This window comes from Metabacillus litoralis, from assembly GCF_020524045.1.
In the GTDB taxonomy this organism is placed as follows: Bacteria; Bacillota; Bacilli; order Bacillales; family Bacillaceae; genus Metabacillus; species Metabacillus litoralis_C.
Window position 1 is genome coordinate 42853 of the sequence record NZ_JAIVKL010000014.1, and the last position, 25662, is coordinate 68514.

A 25662-nucleotide genomic window follows, 5' to 3' on the forward strand; every position below is an offset into this window, starting at 1 on the left:
GATTGTACTGCATTATAGGCTCACGACGATTTGATAAAGAAAAAGGAGAATTTAAGTCTTATACTTATTCTTATATAATTGTTTGAATGAAATCTGCTCTTACGGAAATCGAGTGAAGCAAGAAAAAGAGGAGCTTTTAGAAGAATTTTCTACTAGAGAGAAAACAAGTAATGATGATTTTTCATCTATCTTATCAGAGTCAGAGTTTCTCCGTAAAAAGTTGGCTGGTGGGATGTTATAACGAAAGTAAGAAAGCATCATGATTGTGCTATAGCTAATCGTTAAAATGGCGAGTGTGGGATTTTAAGACAGCACGAAACATCTTGAAATGTTTTAATTTAGTAGCAATCAATACATTCTTGTTTAGTTACCATAAGAGGAAAAGAGTTATTTGTAGTTGAAAATACATTTCTCTTTTCGATAAACTCCAATTATGACAGTGCTGTATATATAAATTGCTCAAACTTTCATTTATAGCCATTTCCTTAAGCGGTTTAGGGATAGACTTCCCATTACCTTTTCCCTTTGCCAAATGAATATTTTCAGTTATAATTGACATATAATGAAAAAAGAGAAGTGCGACTAACACTTCTCCTTGCAACTTTTACCGTCAGGGTAGTGGTTGTCAGAATCTTACTTAGTATTCCTAGAACCACCCTTTTGCTTCCTACGGCGCGGGGTGGTTTTCTTTTGTTCTAATACATTCTTCCGAAAGAAGTAAGCACCTATTTCACGCACCATCCCTTTTAGAACTTCTCTTAGTAACTCAAGAAATATTTCCATGATTATCACCTCCTTTCCTTGAACGGAAAGAAGACTGACAACCAACCACCCTCACAATATTAAGTTGCAACTCTATCTTATCATTACCTCTCATTCTACCAGCCTAACAATCATCGACAAAAACTGAGCTTTGGCAGTAGCTACTTAAATATTATCAAAAGTTTAATGATGAACCAGGCCCCTAGTTCCTCTAAACTTCCTTCTCAGTTCTTTCATATTTAGCTATTCTCTTCAATTGTTCCAGATCAACCTTACGATCCCATACCTTCCTTGAATTTTCTGTCATATAAGGGTAAATATATTGATCGACCATCATTTGGTATGCAAGGTCATCAATAAGGTTGTATGTACGAATTTTTATCACTCTGTTATCGAAGGTTTCTATAATAATTTCATTAATCAAGTTCAGAGGATTTCTCACTAGATCAATATTACGGATATTTGTAATAAAAACTGTACCTTTTTTTGATTTTATCGTTCCGTTCTTTCCTTGCGATATGGTTAGTAGAATTTTCCCAGGGATTAGGCCGGGTAGAGTCCAAAGTGATACATAAAGAAAAAAGGGCAGACACATAATACCTCCCCCAAGATAAAATAATGAATAGCTTGAATCAAATTTTAAACCATGATAAATCAAAAACAAACAAGAAAACACTCCTGCAAACAAAGCTAGCAGTATCCAACCGTACATGAACTTTGACCCTTTTATATTGATTACATTCTCATTCTCGCTAAAAACATTTAACATAAAGGACCTCCTGATAACGCTATGGTAACCTAGTATCATTACCTAAAATTATGATCTGGAGATGTAGTAATATAATCTAAACATCAAGAATAGAAAAGACATCATTAATGGAGGAAAGCTAAATCCTGTTGTATTATGACAAAACTCAAGAGCAAGAAAAACACATGAACTTTAATTAAGTTTCTGCTCCTGCCGTTCATACTTGACTTCCTTCAACAATAACTCTAAATTCACCTTACGATCCCAAACTTTTCTTGAATTTTCTGTCATATAAGGATAAATATATTGATCAACCATTACCTGATAATCTAGTTCATCAATAAGATTATACGTTCGGATTTTGACCCTTCTATTATCAAAGGTTTCAATGATAATATCGTTAATCAAATTGAACGGGTTTCTCACTAAGTCAATATTACGGATATTCTTAAAATACACTTTGCCTTTCTTCGACTTTATCGTACCCTTCTTGCCTTGATCAATTGTTAACAGGGTTTTTCCGGGGATAAAACCCGGAAGAGACCAAAGAGTTAAATATAAAAAAATAGGAAAGAAAATGATTCCTCCAGAAAGATAAATCAACGAGTAGTTTGATTCGAATGAAAATCCTTCAACTATTAAAAATAAACAGCCTAACAATCCACCTAAATAAAATAAGATCATCCATCCGTACATAAACTTTGAACCTTTTATTTTAATTGTTTCTCCTATTTCTTTTACGTTTAACAAATGACATATCTCCTCCTTATGAAGAAAGAATTTGTTAGTTAGTAATAGTGTATACAGCTTAATTTGTTGCTCATTGTATACTGAGTTTTTTCCTAGAGGATAACCATTGTTAAGACTTCCATTTTCACAGCTAAATCTTCTATCTAGTAAATGGAAGCCTTCTTAAATATAAGCTATATTAGACATTAACCGAGTCGTAATGATAGGCACGCGAATTAACTGTATGACAGATGTCTTCTTTAGTAACACAAATTTACATTTTCTGTTCGGCTCTTTCATATCTAGCTACTTCCTTCAATTTAATCAGATCCACCTTACGATCCCATACCATTCTTGAGTTTTCTGTCATATACGGGTAAATATATTGATCTACCATCATTTGGTATGCAAGGTCATTTATTAGATTGTATGTACGAATTTTTATCACTCTGTTATCGAAGGTTTCGATAACAATATCATTAATTAAATTAAATGGGTTTCTCACTAGAGCTATATTACGTATATTCTTAATGTAAACTGTACCTTTCTTCCATCTAATCATCCCATTCTCACCTCTCATTATTGTTAAGAGGACTTTTCCTGGAATAAAACCTGGTAGTGACCAGAGAGTTATGTAAAGGTAGAAAGGAGTGAAGATTAATCCACCACCTAGGTAAAATAAAGAGTAATAAGAGTCAAACTTCAATCCATTTATAATCAAAATCAAACAACCAATTAAAAAACCTACAGTAGCAAGGAGCATCCACACATACATAAATTTAGAACCTTTTATATTGATAACATCATTTTCTATCTTTGGATTTAACAAATGGTGAACCTCCTTAGATCGATAGAAATATGTTTATAAATTGTTCTTTAGATCATTAAACATTAATTTCTCTAATAAAAATCCACCAAGAAAGTAGCATTTTGCGTTCTAACAACAATATCTTATTAAGCATGCTTAAATTATTAGCACAAAAAGAATGGATACTATTAGTGTCTTACGTACAGATCTCTCTTGAAAAACCATAAGGAAAATCTAGTTTCACCTCAATACTTAGCGAAAGCAAAATGAAGGTCAATTAATCTTCTGCTCCTGCCGTTCATACCTGACTTCCTTTAACAATAACTCTAAATTCACCTTACGATCCCAAACTTCCCTTGTATTTTCAGTCATATAAGGATAAATATATTGGTCTACCATTACCTGATAATCTAAGTCATCTAATATATTATATGTTCGAATTTTGACCCTCCTATTATCAAAGGTTTCAATGATAATATCGTTGATCAAATTCAGTGGATTTCTCACTAAATCGATATTACGGATATTGGTAATAGATACTGTACCTTTTTTTGATTTTATTGAACCATTATCACTCTGTACAATCGTTAACAGTGTCTTACCTGGGATGAGACCTGGAAGTGACCACAGAGTTAGATAGAGATAGAAAGGAGTAAAAATCAAACCTCCAGCTAGATAAAATAAGGAATACTTTGAATCAAATTTCAAACCATTTATGATTAAGGCAGAGCAAGCGATCAAGAAACCAACAGTAGCTAGGAACATCCAAACATACATGAACCTAGATCCTTTTATATGGATAAATTCATTTTCTCTTTTAACTTTTAGCAAATGATATACCTCCTTATGCTGAATGAATACCGCTTTTAAATAATAGAGTTCGAATAGATGACTCATTTACTCTTTTGATATTCAGGTCAAGGTCATTGTTCCTTGTAGCTATCCAGCATTCCTTCTTTCCGGGAATGATAAAATATAGGTCCATTAGGTTAGGTTTATTTTCAGAATCATACTTAAAACTTATCAAGCTATCCATTTTCCCATTTCTGTTAGAAAGGTCATTTAAAAACTCAAATATACTACTAGAATGTCCCTTTTCGGTGATCCATTTTTCAACAATTGATTCTAATAAAGAATCTGTTCTACTTACATCTTCCAGGAGTTCTTCAAATTCTTCACTTTTCAACTGTACAAGTACGTCACTTTCACTTTCTGATATTTGTAAATTCTGAAAGTTATAAAACTTATTTATAACTGATAAGATTTCTTCTTCTGAAATTTTAGAAATCGAATGAACTTGATTTTCAAACAATACTTTATGTAAATAAACCTCTCCACTTTTAAAATGAAATGAGATACTTTCTTCACCACTTAAATCAAAGTGATGTTTAGAAGCCTTCACAGTATATTCAGCATAATTTAATGTATGAATATAGGCAGCGAATTCATCTTTTAGTTTATACTGATTTTCAACTTCCTTAATCATATCTTTCGCTAATAGCGAACGTGAAGCAAATTCAAGCATCAGTTTTAGCTCTGAATCTTGTAGTTCGGGGAAATATGCCTCTTTGATAGATATTCCCTGTTCAAATAGCCCTTCACTATAAAATGAAAAAATTAATTCTTCTATACTAAATTGAATGGTATCCATATGTCCTCCTTAAAAAAATGATAATTTATCTTCAAGATAATTCTTTGCTCCATCGAAAAGAGAATTAGCAGTTTCCTTTGCTTTTGATACTCCTTTACCTAGTTCTTTTATCTTCCCTATTGGATCAGCAATAGTATCCTTAATTTGATTATTTACAAAATCAACTCCTTTATTGACTCCTTCAACAACAGTTCCTACTTTTTCCAAACCACCTCTAATCATTTCAAGTCCATCGTGGATAGGTTCTTTAAAAGCTAAAGCCGCTTTCTCTGCTAAACCTGCTGTAAGTTTTGCCGCTTGTTCTCCAACGAGTCCACCTACAAACGAGCCTGCAGCAGCACCTACAACAGTACCAACTGGACCTACTAAACTGCCTAAAGCACCGCCTACTACTGCACCAGCAATGGATCCTCCAGAAACGGCTATTGTTTTATTTACTGCATTCCCCACAGCTTTTGCATTCTCCCGTTTTAAGACCTCTGGATTATTTCCATATTTAGCATAGTTTTCGGAAATTTTAAGTCCCATTCCACCTACTTCCATTGCCCCAGTCACTAATACAGCACTAACAGCATTTGTTTTTGCAAATTTCGTTCCAGTTTGAACAAATGATTTAAATTTCGCTGAATCTATTGAGTTATTTGTCATTCCTCTAAATAAGCTTCTTGAACTATCAGTAAACTTAACAACATCATCCGGTAAATAATTAGCCACTTTTCTGTTAACCAAATCAGCAAATGGAACATCTCTATACTTTTTCATAAGAAAAGTAGGGTTTAAATAGGCTCGCGATATATTCCTAAATTTGGAATTATCAATTGTGTCTGATAATTGATGAAGAGCGCCCATATGTTTATATGTAAATGCACCGTCTGCATTTTTTGCAAATTGCGTAAAACCCAGTCCATAAAAAGTTAACTGCTTTGTTACTAAAGCACTCATCGATGTTAAAGCTCCATATTTCTCATACAGTTTATAAAGTTTGCCGACTAAGTTATCCGCTTCGGCAAATTTATTTGCTGTCATTCGGAGGTCGATTTCCATTTCACTTAGAAGGTCTGTTAATCTATTACCTGTTCCCCATGGATCACCAACTTGATAAAAACAATGACGATATTCTGCTGGAGCACTGCTGATTAGATTTACCAGTTCCATATGAAGACTTTTGTATTCCTCTTCAATGTTTGTTAAATGAACGACAAACTCATTAGCTAAATCCTCTAACCTGTTTGGATCAACTGAAATTTTATTTCCCATTCTATCACTCTCTTTTTCATTTAATTAAAACGTTATAAATACTTTTATACCTACTAAATACTATTTAGAAAGTAATGACCTAAAATAATGATCTGTAATGGTAGTACAAAAAAATCTACACAACCTGGTGTGATACACCCTTCATTGACAGGCTTTTTGTCGTTCACATTATTGTTATTAGATTTATCACTATTCATTTTTTTCTCCTTTTAAATGAGAGCAAACCTTGACATAAAGGTGCATACCACTTCATTCATTAATCATCCCTCATACAAGCAAGGCGCTCTAATTCTCTTTGTCTTTCAATCTCTTCTCTCACTCTGTCCACTTCATATGCTGCACTTTCTAACTCTTTGCTGATGTTGTACAGATTGTCTGAATGCCTTTGAAATAAAACGGCTGCCTCATCAAGAAGGGAATCAAATTTATTCCGTGCTTCTCCTGTCCATTTCTCCGTGTTTGTATGTGTGCTTTGCTTTAATTTCAATTCATCAAATTTAACTGTTTCAGAAGATTCCTGAAACACTCTGGCCAATGCTCTTACTTGATCTGAATTCATCATTTCACCTCATTTGGGAGTTACTTATCTCTTTATCTTCATTTTCATTTCATTCAAGATGTTGTCGCTAAGATTTAATACAATACCGGCTTACAGCTATGTAAATATTACTATAATTACCATTTCACTTCCATAAGTCTCCAGTAATGAAATGAGAAATGAATATAGGTAAAATGACTCTTTTTTAAAAGGCTCTGCCCTTCACCAGTGTTTTTAAAAAAGCATCATAACATCAACATCTCCATCAATTCATCTCAAATATGATCAATAATTCTTAGAAATATGCCCGTTATAAGGTCTCCATTCCATTCCATCTGCTTCATATCGCAATTTTTATCTATATTCATATGTTGCTATTCTCAACTTACCGCGGAATACACAAGAATGCATTCTTAGAAGGACTCTTACATGTATCAAGATGTGAGATTTGTAGAACTGCATCAACAATTTGAACCAATGATTTACCATATTATTAAGAGATTATCTATTTACAAAAATAAACAGGAATTTTATCAAATTGGATGTATTGCATTATGGGAGGCTTCAGAACGATTTGATGAAGAAAAAGGAGAATTTAAGTCTTATGCTTATTCTTTTATCATAGGCCGGATGAAATCTGCTCTTACTGGTGATCGGATAAAGCAGGAAAAAGAAGAATTGTTAGAGGATTTTTTTACTCAGGGCGAAATAAGCAGTGATGATTTTACAGCTATTCTATCAGAATCTGTGTTTGAAGAGATTTCCTCTACATTAACTTTAAATCAAAGCAAATGGTTAAAGGCGTATTGCCTTTATGGATATACACCTAGTGAAATAGCAAAAGATGAAGGAGTGTCAATTTCGGCTGTAAAAAGTTGGCGTAGAGATGCATTAATCAAGCTAAGAATGCTTGATTTTAGGGAGAATTTAAGAGAGCTTTAAGGTAAAAAAATGAGTAAATTAATTTCTTTATAAATAATGGGACAAGGCGCTTTCCCCTTTCCCCATATACCTTCCTAAGCACCTGTAATCAGATTAAGTGAGAATACACTCGTCATAAGGAATTTATGAAACATTTTGTGTAACAAGAAATTTCGGGTAGTGACAGACACAACAACCGTGCCAAAGGACCTACCCTAAAACCCAAGAGATGCCAAAAGTCTCAATTGTAAAATTTAACTAGAATTAGTAAACTCTGATAGATTATAATAAAAACAGAAAATTGTGATATTTTGTAAATATTTGTTGCATGATGGTTGGAGGAAGATCACATAATGGTTTATGACGGTATTTTATTAGCTTTAGTCATAGGATTTCTTCGTGGTGGTAGTTTGAAAGGTTTTGGAGATATTCAGTTTAAGATGGGCTGGGTTTTTCCGGCACTGCTTTTGTTTCAGTTTTTCATTTTTTCTTTCCAAAATAAGATTGCTTGGATCGGAGAAATTAGTACCTTCTCATTTGTAGCTGTCTATATCATTGGTTTAGTCTTTTTATGGTTAAATCGTCATCACGCACATTTTAGGTTGATTTTTTGGGGCGTCCTTCTTAACTTTATTGTTATCTTATTAAACGGGGGAAGAATGCCTGTTTCACATGAAGCGATTTTGCTTCTTGATCCTTCTTATTTTGATACAGCAAAAGAAGGTTTATATGCAAAACACGCGTTTATGACAGACAACACCATGTTCTCTTTTTTAGGAGATATTATCCCTTTAAGAGCACCTTATCCAATAGAGCAAGTGATTAGTATTGGTGACATCATTATGAATATTGGTGCGTTTTTATCCATTCAATCAATTATGCTACGTAAAGAGGAAAGTATGTATCCGCAAACTGCCACTTTAAGGAGGTGAAAATGTCATGAAGCCTAAAACAAAAAATATCATTTTTAATCTTATCATCCTTGGTTCAGCTATTATCGCTTTAACATCAGGTTGGAAATTTGATTGATCGAATAATTGGGGGGGATTTCTTTCCTCCCCAGAAATACATAGGTTGTGAGTGTGATTATATTGATCAATAGTAAAAATATATATGTGTCATTTATAGCAGGAGTAAGTGCACTACTCTTTGCTCTCCATGTTCCTCTTCAGATAGATGAACTGTCAAATTGGGTACTAATCTATACTGTTATCGGAGCGATTCTTCTCTTAAATCACTTTAAAATTATCCTCCCTCTTACAGGAAATTCATTGTCAATGGATTCAGCTATTTTTTTAGCCTGTATCTTCCTATTCGGTTTGAATGTTTCTTTAATGGTTTTGCTACTTAGCAGCTTAGCCTACTTTTTTATTCGTTATGATCTTGCTTGGTGGAAGCATTTATTTAATACAGCCAACTATTCAATTATGATTATCAGTGCCTATTATGTTTTTCTTTTAACAGGAGGAGAAATAGGAAATATTGATATCACAAAATTATGGGCTTATTTTATCTCTTTAACAGTCTATTTCGTTCTAAATGTTTTGATCATGTGGATTTTTTATTTTTTATCAGCAAAACTTTCTATGAATACTGTCCTAAAAAGCTTGCTTAGTGAAGATGGCCTAAAAGAAGCTTTTACTGGATACTTATGTACCTTGGTCTTATCTCTCGTACTCTTGATTCTTCTGCAAAGTGAACCAATATTCGGTATGTTTTTATTTATTTCATTGTCAATCACCGTTTCCTTTGCTTTTAGTAAACTCATTTCTTTATATAAACATGAAGAAATTAAAGCAAGAAAAGACTTTTTGACCGGTTTATATAATCACGGATATTTTAAGCTGGAGCTAGATGATATCATTAAAAACAATAATGATGATGAACCCTTTTGTGTTGCCCTTCTCGATCTTGACGATTTTAAAAGATTCAATGATAGTAATGGACATATCAAAGGTGATGAACTACTTACATTTTTCGGAGATTTTTTATTACAAAAAGTAAAAGGTCTACCTTATACAGCTGCTAGGTACGGTGGAGAAGAGTTTGGGCTAATCATGCCGAACACCACACAGGCTAAAGCATTGTCGTTTGTTAACAAAATTCGCAAGGAATATAATGATTCACCCTTTAACGGAACTGAATGCCTACCATTAGGATGTCTCTCTTTTTCAGCGGGTATCGTCCAATATGAAGCAGGGACTTATGGTTCTTCTGAGCTCTTAGCAAAGGCAGATCGAGCACTTTATTACGCAAAAGCAGAAGGAAAAAACAATTGCCAAATCTTTAAAGAGGGCCTCGTTGATCAAGAAAGCTTACAATACAAACAAGAAGTAGATTCATTAGAAAAACAGTTAGAAATCTTTCTTTCAAAAGATATTTATACATACCAACATAGTAAACGAGTTTTTCACTATGCTGTAGACATGAGCGAAATTCTACAACTGACTGAGGAAGAAAAGCGTCGGTTAATTTTAGGTGCACTTATTCATGACATTGGAAAACTAGAAATTCCCCGTGACATCATTAACAAAAAAACCAAGCTTGAGACCCATGAATGGGAAATGATGAAAAAACACGTGATCTATGGCAAAGAAATTCTAGCATCCACAAAAAAATATGATGACCTGCTTCCACTAGTTGAACTTCATCATGAACATTACAACGGAAAAGGCTATCCTTATGGATTAAAAGGAGATCACATTCCTAAGCTAGCTCGAATTTTATGCATTATTGACTCTTTTGATGCGATGACAACTGAACGACCTTATCAAAAAACGAAAAATTTCAAAGAAGCTATTCGCGAGTTACGCCAATGCTCTGGTCAGCAGTTTGATTCGAACTATGTTGAGCCTTTTATTAAGATGGTGGAATGTAAATATGGTGATAGGGTTCGGAGTTAGGATGTGGTTATATATAGATAGACTGTTAGTCCTCCTCAATTTGGGATCTTAACAAAAAAATACTCATTGTTAACGAAATAAACAATAAAGGACGGTTAAGAAATATAACGGTCCTTTATTGTTAAATGAATAAACTTTCTTTTCCCTATTATACATAGATATGGAATAAAAGCATGTACTATCTGGTCCTAATAGATTTCTAGATACAACTCCTATAACAAAAGACAACCCTGACGAAATTATAGTTCGTCACGACTCGAAAGATATTTGAAGGACCTGGGAGATTTCTTGATTTTGGATTTAACAAATATCACTACTTCCAATCGGTATTACTAACATCTATTTTATATGCTTCCACTTCAGTGGAGTGCCTCTATTAATGTCTTGACTTGCTATCGAACCATATATATTATTACTATATTTTGGAGCTAATCCATAACCAGGACGGATAGAACGGACATTTTCCTTATTAAAGGCTTCTCCTTCTTTAATATCCTTTGCGACAAATAATGATCGAGAAAACTCTCTGCTCTTCTCTTTTTTTTCTGTCATTTCATAATCTATTTTTCCCAGGGCTTTTTCTGCATCTCTTACTGAATCAACAAGTAATTTAAATTCCTGTTTATCAAGTGAAAAGCTAGCATCTGGACCACCAATGCTTTTATCTAAAATAAAGTGTTTCTCAATTACTTTTGCACCTAGTGCTACAGAAACAACTGGTACTGTTGCACCTAATGTATGATCTGATAAGCCCACTTCCACATTAAAGGTCTCTTTAAGGTTTTGCATTGTTCGTAGGTTTGCATCTTCAATTTTTGCAGGATAGGCAGATGTACATTTTAATAGAATGATCTGATCATTACCTGCATTTCTACAAGCTTGTACAGCATCTTCTATTTCCCCTATAGTTGCGATGCCAGTTGAAATAATGATTGGTTTCTTCTTTGAAGCAACATATTCTATTAAAGGAATATCTGTTATTTCGAAAGATGCTATCTTGTAAGCAGGTACATTTAGAGATTCTAACAAATCAACAGCCGTTTTATCAAAAGGACTTGAAAAGCAAATTAACCCTAGTTCTTTCGCATAATCCATTAACTCCTCATGCCATTCCCATGGAGTATAAGCCTCTTTATATAAATCATATAAGGTTCTTCCATCCCAAATCGTACCTTGCTTAACTTGAAAGTACTCATTATTACAATCAATCGTTATCGTATCTGCTGTATATGTCTGCAATTTAATCGCATCTGCTCCTGCATCTTTTGCAGCTTTTATTGTTTCTTTCGCAATATTTATATCATGCCCATGGTTAGCTGACATTTCTGCAATTATAAATACTTTTTTGGTTATGTCAAAATGATCGATAAGCATTTATTATATTCCACCTCTATTTAAATGAGTAAATATACTTTAGTAACCCTTTATTGTTTTCATGTAATCTAAAGCCTACCTTTTCAAACAGTTTTTTGGAGGCAATATTATCATTTGATACATAGGCTATAATATTTTTCAATTCATTTCTTTCCTTATGAATTAACTCAAGGCTCTCTTTTAATAATTTCTTACTTAATCCTTTTCCTGCTATTGATTTACCCAAGCTAATACTAACGATTCCTGATTCATCCTCTATTTTATATCTCAATTGCCCTAAGAATTTTTCTGAATAATCAGTCACAACATAAAATACATTATTTTGAGAAGTTTTTATACTTTGAAACCAAACCTTATGATCTTCCCAATTAATTTTTTTTTGATTGATTGAGTACTTTCTCACATAATCCTCATTAGATAATTGAAACACATCAAAGATATCTTCATCTTTCACTTTTCTTAAGAAGTATTCTTTTTCCATTACCTCTCCTGATAATAGCATTTCAATAATTCGTTTACTTCCTAACCCATCTATTACTTCTTTATAACTTTCTACCAGCCCTATACGGGTACTATATTTCATTAAGTTCTCAAATTCAAAAATTAACTTTTCGCTTAAGGAAATATCGCTATAATCAAGAGCTCTCTCAATCAAATAAAGTTCTTTTAAAGCACAAATATTATGCTCCTGATTATCAATTACCTTTATTGGAATAAAGGGTGTTTGAGTAGCTAACAATTCATAGATAGTTTGCCCTGCAGCCGTTATAGCAAAATCAGATTTTAACATTATGGCTTTCATTTCTTCAGCCGTGGCATTCTCATAAAGATTAATATTCTTTGAGGAAAAACTCTTTATTTCTTCAATATTTTCAAATGCATTTCCTATTACTACATTTAAGGTAACCTCTGAGTTGTTTAAAGCTACTTGTTTTAAGATGCTCGGAGTTAGATTGTGTATATCGGACCCACCTAATGTTATCAGCACTTCTTTAACTTGCTGATTAATTTCCTTTCTTTTAACTCCCGTAAAGGGTCTTCTCAAAATGATATATTTGGGTCCAAGTAAATAGCAGTTAGCATCATTTATAGGATACTTAACTGCTTCGGTACTAAGGGATGGGTTTACCACTATACTTTTTGGATATTCAATCCTTCCATTATCATCAATAAAAAGAGTCTTCTTTGCAAGAATTGAAAAAACTTGACATAAATCTTCACTAGCCAAGTAAGAGTCTACAATACAATAGTCATCTGGCTTAATATAGTCTGCTAAAAACTCTTTTGATAACCAGTTAACTATCTTGTAATGCTTATTTTGGATTAATTCAAGTTGCGTTGTATTACTATTAATAATGAACTCAACTTCAATTCCCGTGTCCATCAATTCATCATATAAAGAGCTACACCTTGATATATGTCCTAAGCCTATTTGACTACCACCTTCTGTAAAGATCAACGCCCTCATATTTTTCATCCTTATTCTATTTAATTTTTTTTTGTTCAATATGTGCATTGATAGTAGAAAGTTTCGGTTCTTGATTAAATATTTCTAAAATATCTTGAAGATAAAAATCATGTTTCCCGTTATAAAGTCTGTTATATATTTCATTTATTAGCTCAAAGTCCTCTTCTGTATCTAAAGTCCAACGATGATTCGAATAGTCAATATCATTTTTATAATAATATATTTTATTACTATGTTCATAAATGTATGGAGTAACATGTTCTCTATGGTACTTTTCCTGTCCATTATTAAATGCATCTTCTAATTCGTCAAAAGAAAATATTTCAGTATCTAATCCTCGAGGAAATGTTCTTTGACTTAGTTCTGATCCAGCATTTGTTAAAAGTGCATAATTTTCTTGCAAATAATATTTAACCATTTTATCTATTACGTTCGGATCAATTACGGGGCAGTCAGAAGTAATCCTTACAATAATATCAATATTATTTTCTTTTGCAGCTAAATAATAACGACTAAGAACGTCTTCTTCACTACCTCTGAATACCTTCACACCACAAGCAATTGCCTCTTTTTCTATAACATCATCTCTCTCATGTTCTGTGGTTGCAATAATAATTTCTTCTATTAAACTTGATTGTTTAACTCTTTCTATTACATGGGATAGAATTGTACTTCCCTTTATTTCTTTCATTACTTTACCTGAAAGTCTTGTTGAACCCATTCTTGCTTGTATAATAGCTGCAATCTTCATGCAATTACCCTACTTTCGATAATTATTAATTACTTTATTTACAGCTGCTATTACATCCATTATATCTTCTTCTGTCATAGCTGGAAAAAGTGGTAATGTAATCATTTCCTCATATAGCTTTTCCGCGATAGGACAAATACCACGTTGATAGCCTAATTTTGAGTAGTATGGTAGAAGATGAACTGGAATATAATGTACGTTAACCCCTATGTTTTCATTAGCTAAAGCTTCAAACACTTCTTTTCTACTCACTGAAAGCTTATCTAAATCTAAACGTATAATATATAAATGCCAGCTTGATACTCCATTTTGGTCTTGATATGGAGTTTGGATTTCAACTATCTCTTTAAAAGCCTTATTGTATAATGAGACATACTTCTTTCTTAGATCAACAAACGTATCAAGCTTCTTTAATTGGCTAGTACCAAGAGCCGCTTGAATATCAGTCATTCGATAATTAAAACCTAAGAACTGCATTTCATAATACCAAGGACCATGATTTTCAACCAATTTATCAGATTCTCTTGTTATTCCATGGGATCTAAATTGTAATAATTTTTGATAGTATTCTTCATTATTAGTAGTTATAATTCCGCCTTCTCCTGAAGTAATATGCTTAACAGGATGAAAACTAAACATTGTCATATCACTCAATGAGCCTATTTTATTATCTTTATAGGTCGCACCCATAGCATGTGCAGCATCCTCAATGACAACCAAATTATGCTTTTTAGCAAGTTGATGAAGTTCATCTATATCAACAGGTTGTCCAGTGAAATGTACAGGTATGATAGCTTTTGTATTCTCGTTAATTAACGCCTCTACGTTTTTTGGATCTATATTATAAGTTTTTGGATCTATATCGGCAAAAACTGGCTTTCCACCTTGATAAAGTACACAATTAGAACTAGCAGCAAACGTCATTGGTGTTGTAATAACTTCATCTCCTTCACCAATACCCGCTGCAAAGCAAGCACCATGAAGGGCGGCTGTTCCATTCGAAAATGCAACAGCATACTTAGCTCCTACATATGAAGCCACAGCTTTTTCAAACTCTGCTACCGCTGGCCCAGTTGTTAAGTAGTCACCTTTTAATATATTTACCACTGATTGAATATCTTCTTCATCGATCCATTGTCGGCCATATGGTAAATAACTGTCTCTGGTTGTTTTAGTACCCATATTAATCTTCCTTTCCATATATAGAAGAAAAAGCGATTACTCTTTTACTAATTCTCTAAGTTCATCAACAGTTAACCAATGTTCATTCACATCACTTACATAGGTAAATCCTTCAGGTAGTGTTCTACCCCCAGTTGTAAATTCTTCCCTCCACCAAGGAAATTCAGGTTGGATAACATAGTAATTGTCATATTCTAAAGTTTGGCGAGCATCATCTTCATTTATCATTGCTTCATGCAATTTCTCACCAGGGCGAATACCAACTATTTTTATTTCACAATTAGGAGCAATTGCTTTTGCTAAATCCACAACTTTCATACTAGGAATCTTTGGTATGAAGATTTCTCCACCATTCATTCTCTCAAGATTGTCAATTACAAATTGTACACCTTGATCTAGGGTAATCCAAAAACGTGTCATACGTTCATCAGTAATGGGAAGCTGAGTCACCCCTTGCTCCTTTAACTTTTTAAAGAAAGGTACAACACTTCCGCGGCTTCCTACTACATTCCCATAACGAACCACTGAAAATCTTGTTACTTTGTTACCTGCGTAAGAATTCCCAGCAACGAATAATTTATCTGATGCTAATTTGGTTGCTCCATATAAGTTAATCGGGCTTGCAGCTTTATCAGTACTTAAAGCTATTACTTTTTCAACTCCACGGTCAATAGCAGCCTCAATAATATTTTGAGCACCATGAATATTGGTTTTTACCGCCTCAAAAGGATTATATTCACAAGCACCAACGTGTTTTAAAGCAGCCGCATGAATAACAATATCTACTCCATCAAATGCTCTGTATAAACGGTCCTTATCACGAACATCTCCTATAAAGAATCGGATTCGAGGATCAGTGTATTCCTGAGCCATTTCATATTGCTTTAATTCATCTCGACTAAAAACAATTACTTTTTTAACATCCTGTTCCAAAACCTTAGAAATAAACTTTTTACCAAAAGAACCTGTCCCACCTGTTACTAAAACACTTTTCCCTTCGAATCTATACATTTTGACTGCTCCTTTAAGATAGTGTTATATTCCATTTTTGTTTATTTTTACATTTATTCATATGAAATAGAGAGATTCACATATATACCTTTCGAACATTTCATTCTAAAAATAGATTAATACAATAGACAGTTAAAACCTTGCAATAAAGTATAGTTAACCCTTAACCTTTCAGTATTATCGCTTTGTATCACTTATTTAAAATTAATTCATTATTTCGCTAACTATATTGATGATATCATCTACTTTAAGAGCCAACAAAAAAAATATTTGGAAATGAATTTTTTCTTGAATATACAGTATATAAATACTTATTTAGATGCAACATCTACTACTGACATTTCTCAATAACATAAGTGCCTTAAAAATAACTAATAATGTCTTTCTAACTATTAAATCGGCATAAAAAAGCAATTCTTAAGTACAAAGTTTATATTGTTGGTTTTATTATTTGTTTTATTATTCTTTTTATTACATTCTTTCAAAACGTGGCAATGCAATAACCTTATTTTTGAAATGTAAGTACAACTTTACAATACCACTTCATTCTTCTCTACCCGTTATATTTATGTTTGACTCTGGACATTCCTCATTGGAAAAATAAAGATCTGAATATATTTTCTGATTTTTTCGATGAATTGATATTGGGACCTCATGAGAAAAATAGTACCATTCTGTTAGTTCCAACATATATTCTCTTTTAATTTTGTAGAAGAGTTATTAGAACTGAATTGTATACGAATTAGATACCTTGATTGGTGAATCTTAATCACACGCTTCTTCGGAAGGTGGAGGAGCTTATTTGGCGACGACATCATGGTATAGGTTTTCTTGAGATTTAGTATTAAGTAATATAAATCTGTAGAGAATATATCTAGGGTAACAAGCACAAAAGCATGATTTCGAGGGTAAATTACATTAGTAACTGTAGGTGAATTTAGTGTAGGAACTGTACCTCCACCAGGAGTATTCACACGCTTTTCTGTCTTAATGGGAGCATTTTATAAGTTATTCTTCCTTGATAACATTTCCAGCTACAATGGATTACAAATGTTAATTATACATTTTTTCATTCTTCAAACTGGAAATGCTGGCAGAATCGGATTAGGGCCTAACATCAAATATCCCCTTACAAATATCAAGCTATCTCAATAAATCCCACAAAAGCATGGAGAATTTCACATGACACTTGTTATTATGAGCATTACTCCAGCAATCAGCTTTGCCACTGTATAAGCTGAACTTACTGATGATTAATGTCGATAACATCAGAGAAAATTTTTGGGGTGCTTGTTTGGAACGATTAACTCTTTAAGCCAAACAAGACGCGTAAAAAAGAAATCCGACGAATTATAAAGTGATAGGTTAAGATAATAATTGTAAATGAAAACATGATTAATAATACAAACTTTACACCTACAGGCCAATCTAGATCTTTTAGATAGAAACCAAGAAATACAATGATCGGTTGGTGCAGAACATAAAAAGGCATGGCTGCTTCACTACAATATTTTAGTATGTTATTTTGAAATGATAGATATTTATGAGCTAGATAAGATATACATAAAATCAGATTCCAACAACTAATAACAAGTAAAGCTGTAAAGAAAAAATAGGTAAGCGTACCTTTTGAAGGGGCTCCTATGTAAAACCAGATGATATAACTACAAGTAGAAATAAACCACACAAATATTAGCGTGAGAAATAATTTACGCTTTAATCTATCAATGGAATAATTCGTAAAAAAATAATAACCAATTAAATAGAGTAACAGATATACAAGTAGATCCCACCCTCCAAGATTAACGATATTACTAAACGTAGCAACAAGAATAATAGGTATTTGTGTTACTAAAATTGATGAGGTTGTAGGAACTTTTATCGGTTTTGTTTTTAAAAACAAAGGCAACGTTATGATAGAAAAAAGTAATAAAGCAAGAAGATACCAAAGATGTAATCCCACAAAGGCGAAATTCCCACTACCACCTATTCCTAAGTACAAGCCATCAAAATAATGAGGAACAAAAGACAAAAATGATCCTGAAAACTGACCATGTGTTAGTCGCTCAATATAAACTTGCGGAGGAGATAAAATAAAAATACCGAATAATAGCGGAATACCTAAACGAATAAAGCGCTCTTTTAAGTAAACAAGTCCCCCTCTTTTCTGTAAAGAATAAGAAGTGCTTAAACCTGACAAAACAAAAAATAAAGGCATAATCCAAGTGCCAACCACAAGTGAAAATACCAGTATAAAACCTGAATCAATTGTATTGTTTTTTACATGCCAACTAAAAGGGTTAAAAAACATCGAGCAATGATACAAAAACACAAAAAGTGTCACAATTACTTTCATCCAATCTAAGTCATATCTCCTTGAATTCTTTATGCTGTTCATTACATGTTTCTCCTCAATATAAATATAATATGTCTTTTCTAACCAATAGAATTATCTAAACTAGCTTATAGTTAAAACATACTATACGGAGGAAAAACTTGTAAACATAAATATCAACCCACATATTGACGGAGTAACAGGTGGACAGAGAAAAATTCATCTTGCCAAAATCTCTTGTGAAACATTGTGTGTAACGAGATTTTTCGGGTCGTGACAGTCACCTTGAGTGTTTTTAGTTGCATAATTTAACGATATATCATATAAATAGTATATATAGAAAATAATTCATGGATTTTCTATATATTATATTGTGAAAAATATCACATACTTTATATCTATTTGTTAGGTCATTTTTTCAAGAATCCTATTTTTTTATACTTTTATGTGAAATAATTCACATAAAAGTATAAACACAGTCTAAAATTTTTTGATTACGCTTGTGAATTAATTCACAAAACAATATACTTGGAGGTTTTCAAATGAGAAATTTTCTAAAGAATAGTTTGTTTATTGCAGCTACTTTTGTTATAGCTAGAATCTATTTAAGTTATATGTGGTTGTCTAATGCAGAAAATAAGATCGTCTATGATTTTAGTATAGGTTCAATGTTAGAAACTCAAGTTAACAGTGGGGTCCTCCCTTCTTGGTGGGCAGGCTTTATGAAACTATTTGTTTTACCTAATACTAATCTTTTTGAAGCTTTAGTAACTGTTGGCGAATTTTGTGTAGGAATTGCCCTTTTATTAGGAGTATTCACACGCTTCTCTGCCTTAATGGGAGGTTTAATGAACTTCTCCTTCTTGATGACATTTCAAGCTTCATTGGATTTACAAATGTTAATTATACATTTGTTTATCATTCTTCTCGCAGGAAATGCAGGCAGAATCGGATTAGATCCTTATATCAAAAATCACTTTAACAAATATACAAAATACTTCAAAAAAACTCACAAAAGAAAGGAGAATTTTGCATGACACTTGTTATTATGAGTCTTTCACTAGCTATTGGCTTTGCGATTGCCGTATCAGCGGAACTTTCTGAGGAATAGTGTTGATAACGTTCGGGTGGTGACTGTCACCACCCGAATTTTCTGTAGTCACCTTTTTGTCTATCATTAAAGCTAGTTTTCTAAAAAAATATGATAATCATGAAAAGACTAATGATGACACACACTTTTTCAAAATCACCCGCTACTATTTCTCCATTTCTGCCTATATAGTCTAAGAAAAGATTTCAAGTAGAGAAAGGGCAGTGGTGAGAAATGGTAGAATACCAAATGGTTAATGCTAATATTTGGAATACTTCTTTTGATTTACTAGATATGACAGCACAGGAAAAATATTTTTATCTTTATCTTCTTACAAACAGACATGTGAATAGAATTGGTATCTATCGTATATCGAGAAAACTTATGGCTTGTCAATCAGGCTATTCTGTTGAAGATGTTACCTCTTTAATGGAACGATTTATGAATCATCATAAATTGATTTGTTACAATCCAGAAACGTATGAACTTGCTATCAAAAACTTTGGGAAACATATCAAACTAAAGGGCGGAAAACGGAATTTGATTTCTGAATTAGAACAGGTTAAGGATTTGTCGCTTATTTCATATGTTTCGGGATCTATTCATAAAGAGGAAATTCGCAGACTGTATGAATCGTTTTGTAAATAGTGAGAATCGCTTATTGAGGGACATAGGAACAGTTTCCTTGTCCCTATGTCTTTGTGAAACATTATGTGTAACAAGATTATTCGGGGAGTGACAGGCACCGTTATTACTAATTAACTTCATCCTAAAACTATGCTAAAATAATATAGGTGTTTAAACAATTAAACACCAAACTAGATAAGTTACTAGGAGTGGAGTACATATATGAAGGTTATTGAAAGTATCATTGGTAGTACAAATACATTGTTATGGTCATATATTTTAATAGTTATGTTGATCGGTTTGGGGTTATATTTTACTGTACGCACAAAGTTTGTTCAGTTTCGTTTAATTGGAGAGATGATTCGGTTATTAGGTGAAGGAGCAAGAGCGAATAAGAAGGGTGTTTCTTCTTTTCAGGCATTTTGTATTAGTACAGCTTCTCGTGTTGGAACTGGTAATCTAGCAGGTGTGGCGATCGCGATTACGACTGGTGGACCTGGTGCTGTTTTTTGGATGTGGCTTATTGCCTTAATTGGGTCTGCGTCTGCTTTTGTTGAAAGTACGCTTGCGCAAATTTATAAAGTAAAGAATGGCGATACTTTCCGTGGCGGTCCTGCTTATTACATGGAAAAAGCATTAAATGCTAGATGGATGGGTGTTACATTCGCCGTATTGATCACGCTTACGTTCGGTCTAGCTTTTAACTCTGTTCAAGCAAACACAATCACAAGTGCTTTTCATGCATCATTTGGTGTGAATAAAGTTGTGATGGCTACCATTTTATCAGTCATTACAGCGATTATTATTTTCGGAGGCATTAAAAGAATTGCAAAGGTATCAGAAGTTATTGTACCAATCATGGCTGGTGCTTATATTTTAGTTGCTCTGTTTATCATGATTACAAATATTACGGAGATTCCTAGTGTTTTCATGTTAATTTTCGAAAGTGCGTTCGGATTTAAAGAAGCTGCTGGTGGTGCTTTAGGTGCAGCCATGATGAACGGAATCAAACGAGGATTATTTTCAAATGAAGCTGGTATGGGTAGTGCGCCAAATGCTGCTGCTACAGCTGATGTCAGTCATCCTGTTAAGCAAGGCCTGATTCAATCACTTGGTGTTTTTGTTGATACACTTATTATTTGTAGTTCAACTGCCTTTATTATTCTTTTATCAGGTCTATACACGTCAGCAGAGCCAGACGGTATTGTCTTAACGCAAAGTGCACTTGAGACATCTTTAGGTTCATGGGCTGGTATCTTTCTTTCTATCATGGTTCTTATGTTTGCATTCAGTTCAATTGTTGGTAACTATTATTACGGAGAGTCGAATATAGAATTCATTAAAAATAAACGTTTATATGTAAATATTTATCGTGTTGCTGTTGTGTTCATGGTCGCTTTTGGTTCACTAGCTTCTTTAAGCTTTGTATGGAATTTAGCAGACATGTTTATGGGGTTAATGGCTATTATTAATCTTATTGCGATTACTTTATTAGGTAAGATCGCGTTTTCGGCGCTTACTGATTATACGAAGCAGAGAGCAAGTGGGAAAGATCCGGTTTTTTATTCGAATTCTATTGAAGGCTTGAAGAATGTTGAGGCATGGGGTGAGGATTTAGAGAAGGGTCAAGGTAAGTAAGTCATACTTAATTAAGAAACCTTTTTCCTATAGGATTTGAATAGGAAAGAGGTTTTTTATTTTACATTGATGAAGGATAAGGGACAGGTCTGATCTTCATCTTTAACCCCTTAACGCATCCCTTGTCGCAAACCTACCAGTAACCGTAAACTTCCCACCATTCCCACCAGTCACATAAACCGTCCCACATCGAGTCCAAGCATGTGCGATCAGATTACCTGTTTCATCTTTAGCTACACCAAGATATGTTGTTGTTTGAAGCTTTCTTCTTGATAACATAAATGTTGCTGTATATGACTGAGCTAAGCATTTACTCTCCCAGAAGGTATATTTGCTCATGATCTGAATCGCTCTTGATACTTGACGAACCTGTTTTAGATTGATGCCATCATTAGAAACCGCTGTTTCTTGATACTCACTTCCTAGAAGCTTGGATATTCTCTTGAATGGCGTAGTTACAATAAGAAACCTTGAAAAGCCCAGGAAAATATAAGCCTCTACTAATAGTAATTTTGTTTTAAAAGGTAGTTTGATAAATTTAACGATAGATCTCATTCCTGTCGTTCCTTTATTAGCCCATTATTTTCAGCCTGTTTAATGATTTTCTGAAGATTATAGAGGATATGCATTCTCTTCTTAAATTGAAGTTTACCCAAATCGTTGTCTTGCTGCTCTATCAAATTCTGTAAATTTTGCACTTTATCAAAACTAATATAAGGAGCAAAAAGCTCTCTATTTAATTTTTCATTCAAAATCAATTTTTCAGATCCATCATTTTTGACATGATCAATATAATAAGTCAATCGAGCAACATCATCTTTGGGAACATAATAACAAAGCTCCCTAGGCAGGATTTCTTCAAATGCTTTTCTAAAGACATAACGATTAATACCGTTCTTATAAAACATATGCTTTGGAATGGACATGGCAAAATCAATGACCCTGTAGTCTAAAAATGGGAACAAATACTGCACATTATACTCCGCTCCTAACCAAGCAGATAATTCCGTTCTCGTTTGGATATTTCCCGATTCTAGATGCTTGATTGGATTAAGATTAAAATAATGTAAGTTTTTCTTGGAGGACGTTATCATTCGATCATAAAATTCCTCTTTTGTAAGATTTATAGGATCCACTTTAGACGAAACATTATCACTTTTTAACTTGATAAACTTCATTATTGTATTACTCAAAATAATCTTACCTAGCTTTAATGGAGATTTTTCGGATAACAATAAAGACTCTTGAAAGAATAATTTAAAATATCCATGTACAAATAATTCAAATAAATTCGCTCGGTGACTAATCCCTTGGTCTCCACCCCATCCAGACAAGATGAGTCGCACTCCTTCTGATTTCATATAATCCAGCTCTTGATAGAATGGTGCTGTCTCACTGAGTTCAATCGCTCTTATTTTATCAATATCTTTTGAATTATTAACTGCATCATAATAAGAACAGGATAGCTTCTCCTGATTACAAACATCCTCAATAAACTGTCTTTCATCTCTTTGTTGCTTCTCAAAGACCTTAAAAGAAGGGGACCACGAAAACAATGGCAACTTTTTATTTTGCTTTTTCAAGTCTCTATTAGCCATTATCGCAATAACAGATGAATCTAATCCCCCACTCATTTGCGCCCCAATTTTCAAGTCAGAACTTTTTATCCTTCTTGAAATAGCATCGGACACAAGGTCAGTAAGTGCCTTAAAGTACTCATTCTCTGTGTTATACGAAATTTTTTGCCCCGATCCTGGTGACCAGTATTTTTTCTTTGCGATGTCTTTATTGCTGACCGTAAAGACATGTGCCTGTGGTACTCTTTTAATACCATCATAGTAAGTACTCTCTGCTTCCATTTTATTTGAATTTGAAAGCAATTTGAACAATATACTTTCGTCCAACTTCTTAGGAACAAATGGGAGAGACAAAATCGATCGATAATCTGTGGAAAAAACAAAAACTGAATCGTTGTGAAAATAATAAAGGGGACGAACTCCTAAGTGATCTCTAATGAGGGTGAGTTGGTGTTTATCTTTCTCCCAAATGGCCATGGTAAAATCACCGTTAATATATATCGGACAATCTTTTCCCCATTTTAAATACGCAAGCAACAATAATTTTTGATTTGAAAGATTTTGATGATTTGTTAGTTTATGGTCATTTATTAATTCATCTCGATTATAGATATGAGCATCAGCCACAAGTATGATATTTTCATGCTTAATGATTAGATTCTCTTCTTGAGAAGGAATACTTAATTTATGGAGGCAGCTTCCTAAGGCAATACTTTTATCAATCTCCACATCTTGATCATCCTTCCCATAGCTGAGAAGGGACTCTTTCATTCGTTCAATATGAATTTCTCTAATTTCTTTATCATCAAAATGCCATATTCCAAAGATAGCACTCATTTTTTTTCTCCTCTGACTTTACTTTACGATTTCAATTAATTGTTGCTGAAATATTTTATTTAAAAACGGTAGTATATCTGCTTTACATTGACTTCGTTCCACTTCATATTCTTCCGTTAACCGAACAATAAGTGTATCAACCTGTGTTGGTTTTTCTATTAAGCTCCATATTGCTCCACCTATATTGCCTATATTATAGTACTTTCCTGTCTCAATGTTCATCATGACAGTTTCTCCATCCATGTCTGATGCTAGAATATTACTTTTTCTTTTGATTAAACTCTTCTGTTCAATACTCTCCATTTAACTCACCCTTCCTATAATTTAACTATTAAAAATATATAAGCTCATTTAAGATTATGTTTACACCCTATACTTATCATGAGCTTATATAATACTAAATTACCTATTGCTTTATTAGCTTCTTGTTGCAGACACTGTTACTTCCGCCCCAGGCGTAGGCGAACCACCAGCAGTCTGAGTAAAAACCAACTCCTCAACCTTAGGAGCACTCCATTCTTTCTTCTCAGTATTCATTCCCTTCACCTCCTTTCAATATTATCTCTAACAATCCTTCACAAATTTCATTCTCCAAACACTCATCCCTAGGCCTAACCACTCTATATACTTCTACCTTATTCGCCACATTCACACACTGTAAAAAGTGCAATTCTACGTTATTTGTGGCAGCGACCATAAACATTCTATACGTGTTCTTCAAAATAATATTCAACTTCTCCGGTCCAGTAATTTTTTGAACCTCTACTCTTTTAGCATCAGATGGAAGCAACTCTATAACAAATTCAAGTCTAGTAGATTTATCAAAAAATTGCTCCCTACTTTCAACAGAATATTTATCCAAGTCATTCGAAATACGATTTAGTGATTTCTTACGGTCATTTCGACCTAGTCTCTCAATTGCATCTTCCCAAAGCTTTTGACTAGGATAACTTGGATAAACCATCGGACTATTTAATTCATCCATGACAATAGCTGCAACATCATCTGTGATCATTTTATATCCTTTGTTTAGGAATGCTGATGCAATGGTCGATTTCCCTGCTCCTGAGTTTCCTGTTAATAGAATAGCTTGTCCATCAACATGGATACAGCTACCATGTAGTGGGAGAATCTTTCTTTGATGCAGAATAGCACCCATACAAGAGCCTAGTAAAAAGAGCTTCACTTCTTCGAATAGACTATTTTCATAAGGTTCTACTATAATAAGGTCACCATTATTCACATAATATTTTGCAATGCCTACATTATCTAAACGAAATGTATCTACACTGATTTTTTTGTTACCTTGATCAAACACAATACCATCAAAAGTATCAGGAACCTTACCTATTTTTATCGACACATCAGCTTTTTGCGAATGTACCTCAACTAATTCTGACAATAACACATCTGAGAAGATGATAAGTCCAAATGCTTTATATGTTTTCATAACGA

General features: G+C 33.4%; 26 protein-coding genes. 7 read left to right on the forward strand and 19 right to left on the reverse strand.

The features are described from left to right. Nucleotides 1-112: 112 nt before the first annotated feature. Nucleotides 113-241, forward strand: a complete 129-nt coding sequence (locus LC076_RS24220) for a hypothetical protein (RefSeq protein ID WP_264191596.1) — start codon at nucleotides 113-115, stop codon at nucleotides 239-241. Between the two features lie 392 nt (nucleotides 242-633). Here LC076_RS24220 and LC076_RS17900 read toward each other — a convergent pair whose 3' ends face one another. The 9 genes from LC076_RS17900 to LC076_RS17940 all read right to left on the reverse strand — a co-directional run bounded on the left by LC076_RS17900 (nucleotide 634) and on the right by LC076_RS17940 (nucleotide 6514). Next, nucleotides 634-783, reverse strand: coding sequence for a hypothetical protein (locus LC076_RS17900; RefSeq protein ID WP_226670454.1), 150 nt, complete (start codon nucleotides 781-783; stop codon nucleotides 634-636). A 190-nt stretch (nucleotides 784-973) separates the two neighbouring features. Then, entirely contained in the window at nucleotides 974-1531 is a 558-nt protein-coding gene (locus LC076_RS17905; RefSeq protein ID WP_226670455.1) for a DUF5381 family protein, read from the reverse strand. Between the two features lie 171 nt (nucleotides 1532-1702). Beyond that, nucleotides 1703-2260 carry a DUF5381 family protein gene (locus LC076_RS17910; protein WP_226670456.1) on the reverse strand — a complete coding sequence of 186 codons (558 nt, stop codon included), beginning with the start codon at nucleotides 2258-2260 and terminating at the stop codon, nucleotides 1703-1705. A gap of 253 nt (nucleotides 2261-2513) precedes the next feature. Continuing rightward, a complete protein-coding gene (locus LC076_RS17915; protein WP_226670457.1) occupies nucleotides 2514-3068 on the reverse strand; it encodes a DUF5381 family protein in 555 nt (184 codons plus the stop codon). Between the two features lie 252 nt (nucleotides 3069-3320). After that, on the reverse strand, nucleotides 3321-3878 hold the full coding sequence (locus LC076_RS17920; RefSeq protein ID WP_226670458.1) for a DUF5381 family protein: 558 nt from the start codon (nucleotides 3876-3878) through the stop codon (nucleotides 3321-3323). A 13-nt stretch (nucleotides 3879-3891) separates the two neighbouring features. After that, nucleotides 3892-4698 (reverse strand): hypothetical protein, encoded by an 807-nt coding sequence (locus LC076_RS17925; RefSeq protein WP_226670459.1) that lies wholly within the window; start codon nucleotides 4696-4698, stop codon nucleotides 3892-3894. A 9-nt stretch (nucleotides 4699-4707) separates the two neighbouring features. Continuing rightward, nucleotides 4708-5955, reverse strand: a complete 1248-nt coding sequence (locus LC076_RS17930) for a glycine zipper domain-containing protein (protein ID WP_226670460.1) — start codon at nucleotides 5953-5955, stop codon at nucleotides 4708-4710. Nucleotides 5956-6008: 53 nt separating this feature from the next. Continuing rightward, nucleotides 6009-6152 (reverse strand): hypothetical protein, encoded by a 144-nt coding sequence (locus tag LC076_RS17935; RefSeq protein WP_226670461.1) that lies wholly within the window; start codon nucleotides 6150-6152, stop codon nucleotides 6009-6011. A 59-nt stretch (nucleotides 6153-6211) separates the two neighbouring features. Beyond that, nucleotides 6212-6514, reverse strand: a complete 303-nt coding sequence (locus tag LC076_RS17940) for a WXG100 family type VII secretion target (RefSeq protein ID WP_264191597.1) — start codon at nucleotides 6512-6514, stop codon at nucleotides 6212-6214. A gap of 408 nt (nucleotides 6515-6922) precedes the next feature. On the opposite strand from LC076_RS17940, the gene LC076_RS17945 reads away from it, so the two are divergent. The 3 genes from LC076_RS17945 (at nucleotide 6923) to LC076_RS17955 (ending at nucleotide 10317) form a co-directional block, all read left to right on the forward strand. Further along, entirely contained in the window at nucleotides 6923-7435 is a 513-nt protein-coding gene (locus LC076_RS17945) for a sigma-70 family RNA polymerase sigma factor (protein WP_226670463.1), read from the forward strand. A gap of 332 nt (nucleotides 7436-7767) precedes the next feature. After that, nucleotides 7768-8346: a DUF5317 domain-containing protein gene (locus tag LC076_RS17950; protein ID WP_226670464.1), complete on the forward strand. Its 579-nt coding sequence runs from the start codon at nucleotides 7768-7770 to the stop codon at nucleotides 8344-8346. A gap of 150 nt (nucleotides 8347-8496) precedes the next feature. Then, a complete protein-coding gene (locus tag LC076_RS17955; protein ID WP_226670465.1) occupies nucleotides 8497-10317 on the forward strand; it encodes a diguanylate cyclase in 1821 nt (606 codons plus the stop codon). A gap of 339 nt (nucleotides 10318-10656) precedes the next feature. On the opposite strand, the gene pseI is transcribed toward LC076_RS17955, so the two are convergent. The 6 genes from pseI to LC076_RS17985 all read right to left on the reverse strand — a co-directional run bounded on the left by pseI (nucleotide 10657) and on the right by LC076_RS17985 (nucleotide 18501). Continuing rightward, a complete protein-coding gene (gene pseI, locus LC076_RS17960) occupies nucleotides 10657-11691 on the reverse strand; it encodes a pseudaminic acid synthase (protein WP_226670466.1) in 1035 nt (344 codons plus the stop codon). A 16-nt stretch (nucleotides 11692-11707) separates the two neighbouring features. Continuing rightward, the gene (gene pseG / locus LC076_RS17965) at nucleotides 11708-13159 is read right to left on the reverse strand and encodes a UDP-2,4-diacetamido-2,4,6-trideoxy-beta-L-altropyranose hydrolase (RefSeq protein ID WP_226670467.1); all 1452 of its coding nucleotides are present in this window, start codon (nucleotides 13157-13159) and stop codon (nucleotides 11708-11710) included. Nucleotides 13160-13175: 16 nt separating this feature from the next. Beyond that, on the reverse strand, nucleotides 13176-13910 hold the full coding sequence (locus LC076_RS17970; protein ID WP_226670468.1) for a glycosyltransferase family protein: 735 nt from the start codon (nucleotides 13908-13910) through the stop codon (nucleotides 13176-13178). 9 nt (nucleotides 13911-13919) lie between these two features. After that, entirely contained in the window at nucleotides 13920-15092 is a 1173-nt protein-coding gene (pseC, locus tag LC076_RS17975) for a UDP-4-amino-4,6-dideoxy-N-acetyl-beta-L-altrosamine transaminase (protein ID WP_226670469.1), read from the reverse strand. A gap of 36 nt (nucleotides 15093-15128) precedes the next feature. Beyond that, the gene (gene pseB, locus LC076_RS17980) at nucleotides 15129-16103 is read right to left on the reverse strand and encodes a UDP-N-acetylglucosamine 4,6-dehydratase (inverting) (protein ID WP_226670470.1); all 975 of its coding nucleotides are present in this window, start codon (nucleotides 16101-16103) and stop codon (nucleotides 15129-15131) included. Nucleotides 16104-17406: 1303 nt separating this feature from the next. After that, a complete protein-coding gene (locus tag LC076_RS17985) occupies nucleotides 17407-18501 on the reverse strand; it encodes an acyltransferase family protein (protein WP_226670471.1) in 1095 nt (364 codons plus the stop codon). 479 nt (nucleotides 18502-18980) lie between these two features. Here LC076_RS17985 and LC076_RS17990 point away from each other — a divergent pair, with 479 nt between their 5' ends. The 3 genes from LC076_RS17990 (at nucleotide 18981) to LC076_RS18000 (ending at nucleotide 21793) form a co-directional block, all read left to right on the forward strand. Beyond that, nucleotides 18981-19475 (forward strand): DoxX family protein, encoded by a 495-nt coding sequence (locus tag LC076_RS17990; protein ID WP_226670472.1) that lies wholly within the window; start codon nucleotides 18981-18983, stop codon nucleotides 19473-19475. Nucleotides 19476-19762: 287 nt separating this feature from the next. Beyond that, nucleotides 19763-20176, forward strand: coding sequence for a hypothetical protein (locus tag LC076_RS17995; RefSeq protein ID WP_226670473.1), 414 nt, complete (start codon nucleotides 19763-19765; stop codon nucleotides 20174-20176). A 201-nt stretch (nucleotides 20177-20377) separates the two neighbouring features. Continuing rightward, nucleotides 20378-21793 (forward strand): alanine/glycine:cation symporter family protein, encoded by a 1416-nt coding sequence (locus tag LC076_RS18000; RefSeq protein WP_226670474.1) that lies wholly within the window; start codon nucleotides 20378-20380, stop codon nucleotides 21791-21793. 102 nt (nucleotides 21794-21895) lie between these two features. Here LC076_RS18000 and LC076_RS18005 read toward each other — a convergent pair whose 3' ends face one another. The 4 genes from LC076_RS18005 to LC076_RS18020 form a co-directional block, all read right to left on the reverse strand. Next, nucleotides 21896-22348 carry a lasso peptide biosynthesis B2 protein gene (locus LC076_RS18005; RefSeq protein ID WP_226670475.1) on the reverse strand — a complete coding sequence of 151 codons (453 nt, stop codon included), beginning with the start codon at nucleotides 22346-22348 and terminating at the stop codon, nucleotides 21896-21898. Then, complete coding sequence (locus LC076_RS18010) at nucleotides 22345-24207, reverse strand: asparagine synthase-related protein (RefSeq protein ID WP_226670476.1); 1863 nt, start codon at nucleotides 24205-24207, stop codon at nucleotides 22345-22347. Before LC076_RS18010 ends, LC076_RS18005 begins: the two co-directional genes overlap by 4 nt. 18 nt (nucleotides 24208-24225) lie before the next feature. Continuing rightward, nucleotides 24226-24510 (reverse strand): lasso peptide biosynthesis PqqD family chaperone, encoded by a 285-nt coding sequence (locus LC076_RS18015; protein WP_226670477.1) that lies wholly within the window; start codon nucleotides 24508-24510, stop codon nucleotides 24226-24228. A 223-nt stretch (nucleotides 24511-24733) separates the two neighbouring features. Further along, complete coding sequence (locus LC076_RS18020; protein WP_226670478.1) at nucleotides 24734-25657, reverse strand: hypothetical protein; 924 nt, start codon at nucleotides 25655-25657, stop codon at nucleotides 24734-24736. Between the last annotated feature and the right edge of the window lie 5 nt (nucleotides 25658-25662).

What these genes read in the sequence shown, in the direction of transcription:
- pseI (WP_226670466.1), bottom strand. Translation starts at nt 11,691, where the DNA reads ATGCTTATCGATCATTTTGACATAACCAAAAAAGTATTTATAATTGCA.
- LC076_RS17985 (WP_226670471.1), bottom strand. Translation starts at nt 18,501, where the DNA reads ATGAACAGCATAAAGAATTCAAGGAGATATGACTTAGATTGGATGAAA.
- LC076_RS17905 (WP_226670455.1), bottom strand. Translation starts at nt 1,531, where the DNA reads ATGTTAAATGTTTTTAGCGAGAATGAGAATGTAATCAATATAAAAGGG.
- LC076_RS18010 (WP_226670476.1), bottom strand. Translation starts at nt 24,207, where the DNA reads ATGAGTGCTATCTTTGGAATATGGCATTTTGATGATAAAGAAATTAGA.
- LC076_RS17925 (WP_226670459.1), bottom strand. Translation starts at nt 4,698, where the DNA reads ATGGATACCATTCAATTTAGTATAGAAGAATTAATTTTTTCATTTTAT.
- pseC (WP_226670469.1), bottom strand. Translation starts at nt 15,092, where the DNA reads ATGGGTACTAAAACAACCAGAGACAGTTATTTACCATATGGCCGACAA.
- LC076_RS17935 (WP_226670461.1), bottom strand. Translation starts at nt 6,152, where the DNA reads ATGAATAGTGATAAATCTAATAACAATAATGTGAACGACAAAAAGCCT.
- LC076_RS18000 (WP_226670474.1), top strand. Translation starts at nt 20,378, where the DNA reads ATGAAGGTTATTGAAAGTATCATTGGTAGTACAAATACATTGTTATGG.
- LC076_RS17995 (WP_226670473.1), top strand. Translation starts at nt 19,763, where the DNA reads ATGGTAGAATACCAAATGGTTAATGCTAATATTTGGAATACTTCTTTT.
- LC076_RS18015 (WP_226670477.1), bottom strand. Translation starts at nt 24,510, where the DNA reads ATGGAGAGTATTGAACAGAAGAGTTTAATCAAAAGAAAAAGTAATATT.
- LC076_RS17950 (WP_226670464.1), top strand. Translation starts at nt 7,768, where the DNA reads ATGGTTTATGACGGTATTTTATTAGCTTTAGTCATAGGATTTCTTCGT.
- LC076_RS18005 (WP_226670475.1), bottom strand. Translation starts at nt 22,348, where the DNA reads ATGAGATCTATCGTTAAATTTATCAAACTACCTTTTAAAACAAAATTA.
- LC076_RS17945 (WP_226670463.1), top strand. Translation starts at nt 6,923, where the DNA reads ATGTATCAAGATGTGAGATTTGTAGAACTGCATCAACAATTTGAACCA.
- LC076_RS17900 (WP_226670454.1), bottom strand. Translation starts at nt 783, where the DNA reads ATGGAAATATTTCTTGAGTTACTAAGAGAAGTTCTAAAAGGGATGGTG.
- LC076_RS17940 (WP_264191597.1), bottom strand. Translation starts at nt 6,514, where the DNA reads ATGAATTCAGATCAAGTAAGAGCATTGGCCAGAGTGTTTCAGGAATCT.
- LC076_RS17990 (WP_226670472.1), top strand. Translation starts at nt 18,981, where the DNA reads ATGAGAAATTTTCTAAAGAATAGTTTGTTTATTGCAGCTACTTTTGTT.
- pseB (WP_226670470.1), bottom strand. Translation starts at nt 16,103, where the DNA reads ATGTATAGATTCGAAGGGAAAAGTGTTTTAGTAACAGGTGGGACAGGT.
- LC076_RS18020 (WP_226670478.1), bottom strand. Translation starts at nt 25,657, where the DNA reads ATGAAAACATATAAAGCATTTGGACTTATCATCTTCTCAGATGTGTTA.
- LC076_RS17930 (WP_226670460.1), bottom strand. Translation starts at nt 5,955, where the DNA reads ATGGGAAATAAAATTTCAGTTGATCCAAACAGGTTAGAGGATTTAGCT.
- LC076_RS17970 (WP_226670468.1), bottom strand. Translation starts at nt 13,910, where the DNA reads ATGAAGATTGCAGCTATTATACAAGCAAGAATGGGTTCAACAAGACTT.
- pseG (WP_226670467.1), bottom strand. Translation starts at nt 13,159, where the DNA reads ATGAGGGCGTTGATCTTTACAGAAGGTGGTAGTCAAATAGGCTTAGGA.